Source organism: Microbacterium sp. DMC48, assembly GCF_056313825.1.
Genome location: NZ_JBQUZN010000003.1, coordinates 953738 through 968014, shown reverse-complemented (window position 1 = coordinate 968014; position 14277 = coordinate 953738). Strand labels below are relative to the sequence as shown.

Sequence of the window (14277 nt, the reverse complement as noted above, 5' to 3'; positions counted from 1 at the left end):
CGGGGGAGGATGCCGCGAGCAGCTCATCCGTGCGCCGCTGCGCTCCGCGCGGCCTTCTCGCGTTCGAGCTGCGCCAGTCCGCGATAGTCGGGATCGGGATCGCTCGCCGCGTGGGCGGTGCGGACCGCCGCGCGCACGCGCTCGGGCGTGAACACCGCGGGGTGTGCCGTGCGTATCCGCCAGATCTCGTGCTCGCCCGGCAGGAGGGTGATCACGTTGCGGTCGGCGTGCGCGTCGGGGTCGAGAGCATCGACGAGCAGCGTCACGTCGCGCAGGAGCGTGTGCGCGTCGATGCGGATGCCGACACCGTCCGGCGCGACCTCTACGTTCAGCTCGAACGCCGGAACGCGATCGGGAAACTGCCGGTCGGTCCCGCCGAGCAGCGAGCTGCGGGTCGGACCGTCCGGCGCGAGCGCCGTGGCGATCAGGAGTTCGTCGGGCGCGAGCGCGGCGGCGATCACGGAGAGGTCTACGCGGGTCGAGCGATGCGGTTCTGCGACGACACGGAGTGAGCACCGCTCGACCAGACTGTCCGGACGCCAGCGCTGCACGTCGACGTCCACCGACCAGACCGTGCTCGTGCTGTTGCACACGAACAGCGCCGGAACACCGACTTCGTGGCGCAGCACCACGATGCGATCGCGATGCGCCTCGCGCACGGCGTAGGCGACGGGCTTGAACCGATCGTTCACGTCGATCATCGACCAGGACAACGCGGGCCAGCAGTCGTTGAGCTGCCACACGATCGTTCCGCGGCAGAAGGGTTCCAGAGAGCGGAACCGTTCCACGCCGTACCGCACCGCCCGCGCCTGATCGAGTTGGGCGAGCCAGTACCACTCGTCGAAAGCACGCGGGACGCCGAAGTGCGCCGCGAGCACGTCGTTGATGCGCTCCGTTCCGCCCTCGGCCTTCTGCCGCTGCACCGTTCCGGGGGAGAACGGAGCGGGATCCGCATCGTGCGTCACGGCGTCGAAGGTCACACGTGCGGGAGGACCCTGGAAGCCGAACTCCGAGACGAAACGCGGCCTGACGTCGTCGTAGGCGCGATAGTCGTCGGGTATCCACCAGTGCACGACACCCCGTGTCGGATCGTTGGGATCGTCCCACCGCCCGCCCGAGGACGGACTGCCGATGAGGTACGTGCGCCCCGGGTCGAGCTCGGCGGTGACGGTCGGCAGGAGGTCGGTGTAGAACCCTTCGCCCCAGGTCGCGCCGTCGAGGGCATGCTCCCAGTCGTGCAGGAACCAGAACCAGAGGTTCTCGTTGTTGCCGTTCCACAGCGCCAGGCTCGGATGGGGCATGAGGCGGGTGATGTTCTCGCGCACCTCCGCCTCGACCTCGGTGCGTAGCGGCTCCTCCTCCGGGTAGGCCGCGCACGCGAAGAGGAAGTCCTGCCAGACGAGCATTCCGGCCTCATCGCACGCTCGGTAGAACTCGTCGGACTCGAAGACGCCACCTCCCCAGACCCGCAGGAGGTTCGCCCCCAGGTCGCGGGCCTCCGCGACACGTCGACGCACGTCGTCCTCTGTCACCGCGGCGAGCGACGTGTCGTCGGGAATCCAATTGAACCCGCGGACGTACAGCGGCACGTCGTTGACGGTGATGCCGAAGCTACGCCCGACCTCGTCGTCGACCTGCTCGACGACGAGGTCGCGGAAGCCGACGCGACGCGTCTGCGTGTCGAGCACGTCGCCGTCCGAGGTCGTCAGGGTGACGACCAGATCGTGCAGGGTCTGCGGGCCGAGTCCTGCGGGCCACCAGCGCTCTGGCGCGGGAACGTCGAGGCGAGCGTGCGCGTGGACGGCGCCGGGTTCGACGTCCACCTGGACGCCGACGTCCCCGATCCTGGCGATCATGATGAGGGCTGAGTCGGAGCCGACCGCACCCGAGCGCTCCAGTTCGACATCCAGGTCGACGACGCCGTCCACGCCGTCCAGGCGCATCGTCGGTCGCAGCGCGCTCAGACGGGCGGTCGACCAGGCTTCGATCTCGACGCGGCGCCAGATTCCCGACCCGGGCAGCGCGGGGCCCCAGTCCCAGCCGAACGCGCAGGCGTTCTTGCGGATGAACGGAGACAGATCGCTGAAGACGCTCCATCGTGCGCCGAGACGGTCGCGTTCGGCGGTGGCGACCGCCACGGGCGAGTCGATGTCGATGCGCAGGGCGACGGCATCCGCGGCGAGCTCCGGGACGGGGACGCGCCACGTGCGGTGCATGTTGCTGAGGCGGGCGCGCTCGTCGCCGTCGACCCGCAGCACCGCATGTGTATCGACGCCGTGGAGAACGAGGTCGATGCGTTCCGCGGTGGTGTCGATCTGCTCGAGAGTGGTCTCGTACGACCAGTCGCACTGTCCGATCCACGCCAGCCGGCGCTCGTTGTCGCCCTCGTGGGGGTCGTCGATCGCGCCCGCGCTGCGCAAGGCCATGTGGACGTCGCCGGGAACGGGGGCGGCAAAGCGACGCGGGGTGCCGTCGGGTGCGTGGGCGACCGCATCCGGCACCGGGCCGGACAGGGCGGTGAGCTGCCACGTGGCAGGGGTGGGTAGGCGCAGGAGCACGTGTTTTCATCCTTGAAGTCGGTCGCTCGGAGGCGGATGTGGTGATGCGGTCTTGCATCGTCGGCCCTTCGGGGGCTATCGTGCAAAAGCGCTTTGGCATCCCGATGAGTTCAAAGTACAACACGCACCGAGTGTCGGCAATCCGGCACCAGAAAGAGGAGTTTCGATGAAGAGACCACTCCGCATCCGAGGTTGGGTGGGCGCTGCGGCCCTCCTCGGCCTCGCATCGACCGGGCTCACCGCATGCAGCGGCGGCGCGAGCCCCGACCCGACCGGCCCCGTCGAGATCGTCATCGGCAATCAGCCGGCCGCGACCGAGACGGCGCGACTCGCGCAGTTCAACGCGCTCGTGGAGACCTTCAAGAAGGACCACCCGACGTACGTCGTCACCACGACCGAGGACGGTTGGGACGCTCAGACGTTCTCCGCCCGCCTCGCCGCCGGCGACCTTCCCACCGTCATGGGCGTGCCCTTCACGGAGATCCGCGGCCTCATCGAGCGCAAGCAGGTCGCCGACATCACGGATGCCGTCGACCAGCTCGGTGTCACCGCGAAGCTCAATCCGCAGCTGGTCGATCTGGTCAGCGCCGACGGGCGCTCCTACGGCGTTCCGACGATGGCGTACGCCATGGGGCTGGTGTACAACCGCGCCCTGTTCACGGCCGCGGGCCTCGATCCCGACTCCCCGCCCGCGACGTGGGACGAGGTGCGCACGGCAGCCAAGACGATTCACGACAAGACCGGCGCCTACGGTTTCGCACAGGTCACCACCGACAACCAGGGCGGCTGGGTGCTGGGAGCCGAGGCGGCGTCGCGGGGCGGATCCCTCGTGAACGACAAGGGCGATCAGATCACCTTCGATGACAGTGCGACGACCGACGCGCTGCGCCTCATCCACGACATGCGCTGGACCGACGCCAGTATGTCGCCGAACGGGCTCATGGCGGCGCTCGACCTGGCGCAGGCATTTGCCGGCCGCCAGGTGGGGATGTTCGTCCTCCAGTCGGATGCCTATCGTCCGCTGACCGAACAGCTGGGCTTCCCCGGTTCCGACTTCGGCTTCGCGGCGATGCCGACCGCCACCGCCGGCCAGGCACCCGTCACGCTGTCCGGCGGCAACATCGAGGTCGTGCGCCCCGACGCATCTCCGGCACAGGTGAAGGCCGCCGTCGAGTGGGTGCAGCTGTCCGCTCTGGCCAAGTACGAGAGCAAGGATGCGGCACAGGCCGACGCGAAGGCCCTGGCCACGCAGGGCTCGGCCGTCGCGATCCCGGGCCTGCCCGTGGTCACCAGCGCGGCGTACGACCAGTACCTGTCCTGGATCTCCGACCTCAACAACGTTCCGCTGGCGAACTTCCGGCCCTACCTCGACAAGGTCGCCGAGCAGAAGGTGCAGTCGGAACCGCCTGTGAAGGGCCAGGACATCTACGCGACGCTCGATCCGGTCGTGCAGGCCGTCATCACCGACCAGAACGCCGACATCGGCACCCTGGTATCCGACGCGGCGAAGAAGGCGCAGGCCGTCTTGTCCCGGTGAGCACCGCGCTCGCCCGCGGTGGGGCGGCGGCGCGCCGCCCCACCGCACCCCTCTCGACACCGACGGAGTCCCGCATGTCCGCCCGCTCTCGACGCCACCGGCGCAGCGATCTGGTCGCCCTCGCGATCGCCGCGCCGACGATCGTCGTCTTCGCCGCCTTCTCCTGGTGGCCCATCGTCCTCGGCGCGCTGATGAGCTTTCAGCGCACGACCTTCATCGGCCCCGTCGACTGGGTCGGGTGGGACAACTTCGTCTATGTGCTCGAGGACCCGCAGCTCGCTCAGGCGGTCGTGAACACGCTCTGGTTCACCGCGCTCGCGATCGTGTTCGGATTTCCGCTGCCCCTGGCGCTCGCCGTCGTGATCTCGACGGTGCGGGCGCGCGCCCGCGGGGCGTATGCGGCGCTCGCCTACTTCCCGGTGATCGTTCCGCCCGTCGTCGCGATTCTGCTGTGGCGGTTCGCGTACGACCCGGCGCCGACGGGCCTGTTCAACAGCGCGTTGCGGCCACTCGGAGTGGGCCCGTTCGCCTGGCTCAACGATGCCGCGCTGGCGATGCCGTCCATCGTGCTTCAGGCGACCTGGGCCGCTGCCGGGACGAGCGTCCTCGTCTACCTCGCGGCGCTGACCGCCGTGCGACCCGAGCTGTACGAAGCCGCCACGCTGGACGGCGCCGGTGTGTGGGGGCGAATCTGGCATGTGACGCTTCCGCAGATGCGCACGATCATCCTGATCATGCTGCTGCTCCAGCTCATCGGGGCCGCACAGGTATTCACCGAACCCTTCCTCATGACCTCCGGCGGACCGCAGAACGCCACGCTGACCGTGCTTCTGCTCATGTACCGCTACGCGTTCGGCGGGTCGGCGGATTACGGCGCGGCGACAGCGCTCGGAGTGCTCCTCGCGCTCGTGCTCGCCGTGCTCTCCACCGTCTACCTCCGACTCACCAGGAGGTGGCAAGAGTGAGCGAGGTCGCGATCCTCACCCCGGCCGAGCGCCGCCGCCGCGCCGTCGCGGTGCCGCTGTTCGTCGTGCACGCGCTCGTTCTCGTCGGTCTCGCGGTCGCCGGACTCGGCCCTCTGCTGTGGCTCGTCGCCGCGTCGCTCGGAGGGACGGGCGACGTGCTCGCCGACCCGCTCGGCGTGTTCGCCCGGATGACCGAGTGGCAGCACTACGTCGACGCCTTCCGTGGCGTCGACACGGCGCGTCTGCTCGGTAACACCCTCGTGCTCGCCGCAGGTTCCGCCGCTGTGACGGTGGTGGTCGCCCTGAGCGCCGGATACGTCATCGCGATCATGCGCCCCCGATGGGCTCCGATCTTCTCGGCCGCGGTGCTCGCCACCATCTTCCTCCCGGCGATCGTGTCGTTCGTTCCGCTCTACCTGACCGTCGTCGACCTGTTCGGGACCGGTATCTCGCTGCAGAACACCTACTGGGCAGTGTGGCTGCCCGCGGCGGCCAACGCGTTCGCGGTGCTGCTGGTCACGGGCTTCCTGCGAGGCCTGCCGCGCGAGCTCATCGAGGCCGCGCAGATCGACGGGGCCGGTCCCCTCCGGATCATGTGGAGCGTGGTCCTGCCGCTTGCGCGCCCGATCCTCGGGGTCGTCGCCCTGCTCGCGGCGATCGGAGCCTGGAAGGACTATCTCTGGCCGTCGCTGGTGCTCACCGACCCGAAGCTGCGCCCGATCTCGGTGGCGCTGCCGATGCTCGAGCGGACGAACGAGTTGACGACGTTCTTCGCGATCCTCGTGGTCGCCGCTGTCGTGCCCATCGCACTCTTCCTCGTCTTCCAGCGGCCGCTTCTCGCGAATGCGGGCTTCTCGGCCGGCATGAAGGACTGAGGATCGCACTCCGTCCGCAACGGTGCGGACGGTGCACCTGAAGGAGAACCCATGAAACGACGGATCGTCCCCCTCCGTCTGCGCATCGCGACCGCTCGCCCGCGGCCCCGGACGCTCGGCCGTCTCGCGCTCGCAGCGGCGATCGTCGCCGGCGGCCTGACGGCCGGCGCCGTGTCGGCCCCCGCCGCGATCGCGGCCGGAACGACCTATTACATCGACAGCGCGACCGGCAATGACGCCGCGGCCGGCACCAGCCCGGCGACGGCGTGGAAGTCCCTCGCTGCGGCCACGTCGCGCACGTTCGCGGCGGGAGACAGCATCCTGCTCGCACGCGGTGGTGCGTGGAGCGGTCAGCTCGCGCCCAAGGGCTCCGGTGCGTCGGGGGCGCCGATCACCATCTCGGCCTACGGCACCGGCGCGGCGCCGTCGATCTCGGGTGCACCGCTGGCGACCGGCGGCGCCGTCCAGCTCGAGAACCAGAGCTGGTGGACCATCGAGAATCTCGCCATCACGAACAACTCCGGCACCGACAACTTCGGCGCGACGACGCCGGGCACCGCGCGCGCCGGCATCCAGGTGCGAAACTCCGCGGGCAACACGACCCTGCGGGGGATCGTCATCCGCGGCAACACCGTGAGCGACGTGAACGGGTGCTTCGCCTGCAGCGGCCTCGACGCCCATGACAACGGTGGCATCGTCGTCGACACGACCGCCATGGGTGCCAACTTCGACGGCGTGCTCATCGAGAACAACCACGTCGAGAACGTCGGCCGCACGGGCATCGTCGTCTGGGACAACAGCTACTTCACGACCAGCCAGACGGTCGTCGTGCAGTCCGCACTCACGTCGAACGTGCGCGTTCGCGCCAACACCGTCATCGATCCCGACAGCGACGGCATCCTCGCCTTCGGAACCGACGGCGCCGTGCTGGAGAGCAACGTGGTGCGCGGTGCCGGTCAGCGCACCTTCGAGGGCTCGGACATGCCCGCATCCGCCGGCATCTGGCCCACCCGGGGCATGAACACGCTCGTGCAGTTCAACGAGGTGTCCGGCACGCGCCTCCACAAGACGGACGGCCAGGGCTTCGACGTCGACATGGGCAGCACGAACACGCGCGTTCAGTACAACTACTCTCACGACAACGAGGGCGGCTTCCTCCTGCTGATGGGCGGCTTCTCGAGCGATGTCGTCGTGCGCGACAATCTGTCGGTCAACGACGCGTGGGGCGGTCAGAAGGGCGTCATCACGTTCTCGTGGGGTGTGCCGGCGCCGGTGCGCATCTACAACAACACCATCGTGATCCCCCCGGGTTCTCCGGCCAAGCCGATCTACTGCGACGGGGATGCCGGGGCGTGCGCGTCCTCGACGCCCGGCCAGTGGTGGTTCACGAACAACATCGTCGACAACCGCGGCACGGGGGAGTACACCTACCCGGGCTTGGGGACGAACGCGGTCTTCTCGTCGAACCTCTTCTCGGGGAACCATCCGGTGAGTGAGCCGGCGGACGCGGCGAAGATCACCGCCGATCCCGGGTTCGTCGCTCCGGGGACGACGGGTGACGGCTTCGGCGTGGCGAACGCGTACAAGCTGACGGCTGGATCCCCGGCGATCTCCAGCGGCGTCGTACAGTCCGCCAACGGGCTGCGCGACTTCTTCGGCAACGCGGTCTCGCCCACCGCGGCACCCTCACGCGGCTTCCATGAGGCCGCACCGCCGTCGCCCGCCCCGGCGCTGTTCGATCCGGCGGCGGACTGGAGCATCAGCACCGCGCGATCGGCGAACATCGTCATCGACACGACGGGGCCGCTGTCGAACATGGCTGGCGATGCGGCGCGGTTCAAGCGCAGCAACAACGCCGCCGGATGGATCCGGTGGGATGCGGCACCGGGCAAGGTCGTGACCCTCACGACCTTCCACTTCTCGCAGCCGCCGTCGGCGATCACGATCGTGGCACTGGACGCCTCGGGGATCGAGACCGCCGTGCCGACGACGGCGACGGCCGCGGTCGCGACGACCAACGGATGGACCACGCGCACCATCACGAGCGGGGCGCTGCCGGCGGCGACCCGAGCCGTCGAGGTGCGCTTCGGACCGGTCTCCGCCTGGGGCATCCAGGTCGGCGACGTCACGATCAATTGATGACCCCTCGGCGGCGGTGGCGAACCCGACCCCGCCGCCGCCGAGGCGACCACGCTCCACCGGAGGCGATGATGATCGAGCACGCTCTGATGCTGCGCGCACCCCGCAGCGACGACCGCGGGGTCATCGATGGTGCGCCGCGATTCACCCGGATCATCGAGATTCCTGCGCGACACGGCCCCGTCGTCACCGCTCGGCTCGCCGTCACCGCGGAGGGTCTCGTGGAGCCCGCCATCGACGGCGTCGGTGTGGGCCGCGACGTGCTGAGCCCGGGATGGACCTCCTACCCGTGGCGGCTGCGGGTGGCCACCCACGACGTGACGGCGATGATCGTCGCCGGTGCCCGTCACGAGCTGCGGCTCACCGCGGGCCGGGGATGGTACTGCGGCCGTCTGGGCTGGTGGGGTGCGGAGCGCCTCTACGGTGACGAGCCGGGTGTGGCGGCCGCGCTGGAGATCACCTTCGCGGACGGCTCGACGCTCGGCGTGGTCACGGACGCGACGTGGGACGTCACCGCATCGGCAATCGTCCGTGACGATCTGTACGACGGGCAGACCATCGACCTCACCCGGGACGGCGGCCCCTCGCATCCCCCCGACACGGAACGGATCGACGCGACGCGGCTCGTGCCGAGGCTCGGCCCGCCGATCGTGCGACACGAGCTCATCTCACCCGCGGAGATGTCGACCGACGGGCCCGACGCGGTGATCGTCGACTTCGGTCAGAACCTCGTCGGGTGGACGCGACTGCGCGTGCAGGGCCCGCGCGGTCACGTCCTCCGCATCCGTCATGCCGAGGTGCTCGAACACGGAACGCTCGCCACGAGACCGCTGCGTTCGGCCCGCGCCGAAGACATCGTGACGCTGAGCGGCGGCGAGGACGTCATCGAGCCGACGTTCACCTTCCACGGCTTCCGGTACGCCCGCATCGAAGGGTGGGATGCCGTCGAGGGGTCGGTCGAGGCGGTGGTCGTCGGCAGCGACCTCGAACGCACGGGACGCTTCTCCTGCGGTGATGTCCTCCTCGACAGGTTCCACCGGAACGTCGTGTGGAGCCTTCGCGGCAACACCGTCGGCCTCCCCACCGACTGTCCTCAGCGCGATGAACGCCTCGGATGGACCGGCGACATCGCGGTCTTCGCACCCACGGCCTGCTTCCTGTTCGACATGTCGGCCTTCCTGCGCGACTGGCTCGCCGATCTGCGGGCGGAGCAGCGGGCCGCACAGGGTCGCGTGCCGTACGTCGTACCGGATGTGCTGCGCAGCTGGACGGTCGATCCGGGCGCCGAGCCGGAGTCCGCGGCGATCTGGAGCGACGCCGCCGTGTGGGTGCCGTGGGCGATATGGGAGGCCTACGGCGATGTCGCGGTGCTCGAGGAGAGCTACGAGAGCATGTCCGCACACGTCGAGCGTGTGTGCGGACGGCTCTCCGCGCGCGGCGTGTGGGAGGGCGACTTCCAGTTCGGCGACTGGCTCGATCCGACGGCACCACCCGACGATCCGTTCGCCGCGGTCGCCGCGGTCGCCGATCGCGATGTGATCGCCACCGCGGCTCTGTATCGGAGTGTCGCCATCGTGGCACAGACGGCGCGCGTTCTGGGGAGAGCGGAGGACGCCCGCGACGCCGAGCTGCGGGCCGGTCGTCTGCGGCGCGACTTCGCACGGGTCTACGCCACGGCGAACGGGCGCCTGCGCTCGGACGCCCCGGCCGTCTACGCCCTCGCGATCGTCTCCGGTGTGCTGACAGCGGATGCCGCGCGTGCAGCAGGCCGCCGCCTCGCCGAACTGGTTCGCACCGCCGGTCACCGCGTCAACGCCGGCTTCGCGGGCGCGCCATACCTCTGCGACGCACTCACGCGCACCGGCCATCTCGACGACGCGCACGCGCTGATGCTCAACGTGAACCCGCCGTCCTGGCTCGCCCCCGTGGCGCAGGGCGCGACGACGATCTGGGAGCGGTGGGACTCGCTGCTGCCCGACGGCAGCGTGAACCCCGGGGAGATGACGAGCTTCAACCACTACGCCCTCGGCGCGGTCGCCGACTGGATGCATCGCGTCATCGGCGGTCTCGTCCCGGAGGCGCCGGGGTGGGCTCGGGTGCGCATCGACCCCCGTCCGCCGCTGGGCCTCCCCTGGGCATCGACGAGCATCGACTCTCCGCACGGGCGCATCGCGCTCTCCTGGTGGCGAGACGGGGAGGGCGCTCTGCGCGCCGAGTACGAGGCTCCGGACGGCGTCGAGGTCGACATCGCGCCGGCAATGACCGGTCGGGTGAAACGCGTCGACGTCGTCACGAGGGCTGTGCCGCACCGCGTCGACGGGTGAGGCGGCCGGCGCGATCTCAGCCCGCGGCGGCCGCCTCCACGATCGACAGTCCGCGCCCGCGCAGGCGCAGGCGGTCCTCGGACAGCGAAGCGAGCAGCCGGTCGCGCGTGCCGCGGGCGTGCGCGACGACGAGCGCCCGTGCGCGCTCGGCATCCCGGGCGGCGACCGCGGTCACGATCTCCCGATGTTCGGCGGCCGCCTGGGCCCGGGAGGCGGCGCTGCGCACCTCGAGCCACCGCGTGCGGCTGAGGCGCAGAAGCGTGCCGGCGATCGCGTCGACCAGGAACGGGTTGCGCGACAGTCGTGCCAGGGCGACGTGGAAGTCGCTGCCGTCGCGCAGGACCGCGTCGGCATCGTCGTGCTCGCCGCCGGCGCGAACGATCGCATCGAGGCTTTCGAGGTCCGCATCCTCGGCACGGTCCACGGCGAGCGCCACGACCGCGGTCTCGAGGGCCTCGCGGTACTCCATGAGCGCACGGATCTCGCTGAGGTCGATCGGAGTGACCCGCCAGGTGCGGGCGTCGCGAAGCGTCAGGCCTTCGTTCTCGAGGCGCATGAGGGCGGCGCGGATGGGGGTGCGGGATGCGCCCAGCATCGACTCGAGGCCCCGTTCACTCAGCCGCTCACCCGGCAACAGGTCGAGGGACAGGATGGCGGCGCGGAGGCGCTCGTATGGACCGCTCGTCTCGGGGGAGATGATCATCGTCGCTCCTCTGGTGCACCAAAGTGGTATACCAGAGTGTACCCGACGGAGGATCCGACGATGCCGAGCACGAACACGACGACGGCCACGCCCACGCGGGCGTGGCTGATGCTGGCCCTGGGTGTGCTGGCGCAGGCCGCCGGCACCCTCCTGGTGTCGGCGCCGGCGTATCTGATCCCGCTCCTGCACACCGAGCGCGCCATGCCGCTCGCGCAGGCCGGGCTTCTGGCATCGGCACCCACCATCGGCATGGTGTGCACGCTCGTCGCGTGGGGGGTCCTCACCGACCGCTACGGTGAGCGGCAGATCATCGCCGGCGGACTCGTCCTCACCGCGGTGTTCTCGCTCGCTGCCGCCGCAGCGAGCGGCGACGGATATCTCGTTCTCGGCGTGCTCCTCGCCTTCGGTGGCGCCGCCTCGGCCAGCACGAACGCCGCCAGCGGCCGCGTCGTGATCGGCTGGTTCCCCGTGGAGCGCCGCGGACTCGCGATGGGCATCCGCCAGATGTCCCAGCCGCTCGGTGTCGCCACCGCCGCGCTGATCGTTCCACCGCTGGCCGACGGCGGGCTCGCCGCGCCCTTCGTCGTGGTCGCCCTCGTGACGGCGGCGCTCGCCGTGCTCTGCGCGTGGGGCATCCGCAATCCTCCGCGACCTGCGCGCCGCGCGGGTGGAGCGGATGCCGCGGCCAACCCCTATCGCGCCAGCGCGTTCCTCGTCCGCATCCACGTGGCCTCGGCTCTGCTCGTCGTCCCGCAGTTCGCGCTCTCGATTTTCGGCCTGGTGTGGCTGGTGACAGCGATGGGATGGAGTGCGGCGGCGGCCGGCGTCCTCGTGGCGGCGTCGCAGTTCGTGGGCGCGCTGGGCCGGATCGTCGTCGGCCACCTCAGCGACCGCGTCGGCACGCGCGTCGGCGTGCTGCGGTGGGTGGCCGGCGCCGGTGTCGTGGCGATGGCGGCGCTCGCGGTCGCCGGCGCCGTGCACGCCGACGCGCTCGTCGGCGTGCTGTATCTCGTCGCGTCCACGATCGCGGTCGCCGACAACGGCCTCGCGTACACGTCGGTGGCCGAAGCGGCCGGACCCTTCTGGTCGGGTCGCGCCCTCGGCATCCAGAACACCGGGCAGTTCGTCGCGGCGTCGGCGGTCGGCCCGCTGGTCGGGTCGCTCGTCACCCTGGTCGGCTACCCCCTCGCCTTCGCGCTGGTCGGCGCGACGCCGCTCGCCGCGCTCGCGATCACTCCGCGCCGAGACCGCGGCATGCACGGTTAGCGTGGTGTCATGAACGACCCGCATCGCTCCACCGTCGTCGTCTCCGGTGCCGGCACCGGTATCGGCCGTGCCGCCGCCCTCCGCCTCGCCGCATCCGGTCGCCACGTCACCCTCGTCGGCCGCCGGCGGGCACCGCTCGAGGAGGTCGCCGCCCACGATCCGTCGTCGTTCCTCGTCGTGGATGCCGATGTCAGCACCCCCGACGGCGCGCGCCGTGTGGCGGATGCCGTGCGCGACGCGGGGCTGGGCTGTGTCGGTGTGGTCGCCTCCGCCGGCGGGAACGCCCCCGCGGCGTCCGACGACAGCCTCGAAGCCATCCGCGATCATTGGCGTGCGGGATTCGACCTCAACGTGATGACCGCGGTCCTGCTGGTCGAAGCGCTGCGACCCGCGCTGGAAGCCGACGGGGGGCGCGTCGTGCTGCTGTCGTCGGTGTCGGCCCTGCGTGGCTCGCGCACGGGTTCGTACGGGGCGTCCAAGGCAGCCCTGCACGCGTGGATGTTCGATCTCGCTGCGCAGCTGGGCCGCTTCGGCGGCACCGCCAACGTCGTCGCACCGGGATTCGTGCCCGGGACCGAGTTCTGGGCGGGGGTCTCGGACGACGTCGTGCAGAACCGCATCGCGCAGACCCTCGTCGGCCGGGTGGGCACGGCCGAGGAGATCGGCGGGATCATCGCCTGGCTGCTCGGTCCGGATGCCGGGTGGGTGACCGGCCAGATCATCTCGGCGAACGGCGGCATGGTGCTCGGACGCTGAACGCCGCCGGTCACTCGGCATCCGCCGACGCGCATCGGCGCGCGATCAGTGCAGATCGTGGAGCCGTCGCAGCGTCTCCTCGGCGCCGCGACCGTCGCGCTCGGCGAGCTGGCGTCGCAGCGCGTCGAAGAGGTCGACGCGACCGGCCGCTGCCGTGAGGAACGGGTCCCAGCCGCGCAGATTCCGCTCGATCGTCAGCGCCACCTCGCGAACGACGCCGATGAACACCGTGTTGTGGGTGGCGCGGGTCATGAGCTCGAACATCTGCGTACAGCGGAAGAACAGCGACGCGATGTCGCGGTGCGCCGCGCTGTCGACGACGGTGCCGGCCACCGCGACGATGCCGTCGAGCTCGTCGTCGGTGGCGTTGGCGAGCGCGAGACGGATCGCGTTGCCCATGAGGTAGGCGGTGAACACTCCGGTTTCGCGTCGCACGCGCTCGTCGGGCACGGACACGCGGGTGTAGCGTCCGACGGCGATCTCGACGAGGCCGAAACGCTCCAGGCGCTGCAGAGCCTCCCGCACGGGAGTGCGCGAAATGCCCAGCTGCGCCGCGATGTCGCCGTCGCGCAGACGTTCTCCGGGCGCGAGGGAGCCATCGACGATGGCCGCGCCGATGCGCGCGTAGACCTCGTCGCTCAGGCTTACGCCAGTGGTCAGATCGTTGTGATCGATCGGTCGAAGAAAAGTAGACATCTTGCTGAGACGGTTCGGGTCATCTCAGTGACGAGTGTACGGCTGCCGGCCGCCGGCGGGCGAGCGCGTCGGGGTTGCCACCTTTGGCTGTGTTCTTGCAACGTTTGTGTCACCTTGTCTCATCTGATACTGCGCGAGGCCATGCCGACCGTTAGCGTGGAGCCCGTCGGCGCACTCGCGTCGTCATCGCACGTCAGTAAGGCAGTTCATGAGCACCAGCGGTACCGTCAAGTGGTTCAACTCGGAGAAGGGCTTCGGGTTCATCGCTCCCGATGAGGGCGGCGCTGACGTCTTCGCCCACTACTCCGCCATTCAGTCGGGCGGCTACCGCTCGCTCGAGGAGAACCAGCGCGTCGAGTTCGAGATCGCCCAGGGCCCCAAGGGCCTGCAGGCGGAGAACATCCGACCCCTGTGAGTTCGACGGCCCGCTTTCGAGCGGGCCGTTTTCACGTCGGAAC

General features: G+C 70.2%; 11 protein-coding genes. 8 read left to right on the top strand and 3 right to left on the bottom strand.

The genetic code is table 11. From position 1 onward, the window contains the following. Nucleotides 1-23 precede the first annotated feature (23 nt). On the bottom strand, nt 24-2558 hold the full coding sequence (locus tag ACT53O_RS04360) for a glycoside hydrolase family 2 protein (protein WP_476151446.1): 2535 nt from the start codon (nt 2556-2558) through the stop codon (nt 24-26). Nucleotides 2559-2724: 166 nt separating this feature from the next. On the opposite strand from ACT53O_RS04360, the gene ACT53O_RS04355 reads away from it, so the two are divergent. The 5 genes from ACT53O_RS04355 (at nt 2725) to ACT53O_RS04335 (ending at nt 10398) form a co-directional block, all read left to right on the top strand. Then, nucleotides 2725-4095, top strand: coding sequence for an ABC transporter substrate-binding protein (locus ACT53O_RS04355; RefSeq protein ID WP_295817934.1), 1371 nt, complete (start codon nt 2725-2727; stop codon nt 4093-4095). 74 nt (nt 4096-4169) lie between these two features. Beyond that, the gene (locus ACT53O_RS04350; protein ID WP_135949536.1) at nt 4170-5060 is read left to right on the top strand and encodes a carbohydrate ABC transporter permease; all 891 of its coding nucleotides are present in this window, start codon (nt 4170-4172) and stop codon (nt 5058-5060) included. Continuing rightward, nucleotides 5057-5935, top strand: coding sequence for a carbohydrate ABC transporter permease (locus ACT53O_RS04345; protein WP_476151445.1), 879 nt, complete (start codon nt 5057-5059; stop codon nt 5933-5935). Before ACT53O_RS04350 ends, ACT53O_RS04345 begins: the two co-directional genes overlap by 4 nt. 51 nt (nt 5936-5986) lie before the next feature. After that, nucleotides 5987-8074, top strand: coding sequence for a right-handed parallel beta-helix repeat-containing protein (locus tag ACT53O_RS04340; protein WP_476151444.1), 2088 nt, complete (start codon nt 5987-5989; stop codon nt 8072-8074). A 68-nt stretch (nt 8075-8142) separates the two neighbouring features. Then, nucleotides 8143-10398 (top strand): alpha-L-rhamnosidase, encoded by a 2256-nt coding sequence (locus ACT53O_RS04335; RefSeq protein ID WP_476151443.1) that lies wholly within the window; start codon nt 8143-8145, stop codon nt 10396-10398. 16 nt (nt 10399-10414) lie between these two features. On the opposite strand, the gene ACT53O_RS04330 is transcribed toward ACT53O_RS04335, so the two are convergent. Beyond that, nucleotides 10415-11101, bottom strand: a complete 687-nt coding sequence (locus tag ACT53O_RS04330; RefSeq protein ID WP_476151442.1) for a GntR family transcriptional regulator — start codon at nt 11099-11101, stop codon at nt 10415-10417. A gap of 60 nt (nt 11102-11161) precedes the next feature. On the opposite strand from ACT53O_RS04330, the gene ACT53O_RS04325 reads away from it, so the two are divergent. Next, on the top strand, nt 11162-12367 hold the full coding sequence (locus tag ACT53O_RS04325; protein ID WP_476151441.1) for an MFS transporter: 1206 nt from the start codon (nt 11162-11164) through the stop codon (nt 12365-12367). A 9-nt stretch (nt 12368-12376) separates the two neighbouring features. Then, entirely contained in the window at nt 12377-13123 is a 747-nt protein-coding gene (locus ACT53O_RS04320) for an SDR family NAD(P)-dependent oxidoreductase (RefSeq protein ID WP_135949540.1), read from the top strand. Nucleotides 13124-13168: 45 nt separating this feature from the next. Here the strand turns inward: ACT53O_RS04320 and ACT53O_RS04315 are convergent, their stop codons facing one another. Beyond that, nucleotides 13169-13819 (bottom strand): GntR family transcriptional regulator, encoded by a 651-nt coding sequence (locus ACT53O_RS04315; RefSeq protein WP_476151440.1) that lies wholly within the window; start codon nt 13817-13819, stop codon nt 13169-13171. Nucleotides 13820-14027: 208 nt separating this feature from the next. On the opposite strand from ACT53O_RS04315, the gene ACT53O_RS04310 reads away from it, so the two are divergent. Further along, nucleotides 14028-14234: a cold-shock protein gene (locus ACT53O_RS04310; RefSeq protein ID WP_028496198.1), complete on the top strand. Its 207-nt coding sequence runs from the start codon at nt 14028-14030 to the stop codon at nt 14232-14234. Nucleotides 14235-14277 lie beyond the last annotated feature (43 nt).

Coding starts and splice junctions, on each gene's coding strand:
- ACT53O_RS04325 (WP_476151441.1), top strand. CDS start 11,162: ATGCCGAGCACGAACACGACGACGGCCACGCCCACGCGGGCGTGGCTG.
- ACT53O_RS04320 (WP_135949540.1), top strand. CDS start 12,377: ATGAACGACCCGCATCGCTCCACCGTCGTCGTCTCCGGTGCCGGCACC.
- ACT53O_RS04350 (WP_135949536.1), top strand. CDS start 4,170: ATGTCCGCCCGCTCTCGACGCCACCGGCGCAGCGATCTGGTCGCCCTC.
- ACT53O_RS04330 (WP_476151442.1), bottom strand. CDS start 11,101: ATGATCATCTCCCCCGAGACGAGCGGTCCATACGAGCGCCTCCGCGCC.
- ACT53O_RS04315 (WP_476151440.1), bottom strand. CDS start 13,819: ATGTCTACTTTTCTTCGACCGATCGATCACAACGATCTGACCACTGGC.
- ACT53O_RS04340 (WP_476151444.1), top strand. CDS start 5,987: ATGAAACGACGGATCGTCCCCCTCCGTCTGCGCATCGCGACCGCTCGC.
- ACT53O_RS04355 (WP_295817934.1), top strand. CDS start 2,725: ATGAAGAGACCACTCCGCATCCGAGGTTGGGTGGGCGCTGCGGCCCTC.
- ACT53O_RS04310 (WP_028496198.1), top strand. CDS start 14,028: ATGAGCACCAGCGGTACCGTCAAGTGGTTCAACTCGGAGAAGGGCTTC.
- ACT53O_RS04335 (WP_476151443.1), top strand. CDS start 8,143: ATGATGATCGAGCACGCTCTGATGCTGCGCGCACCCCGCAGCGACGAC.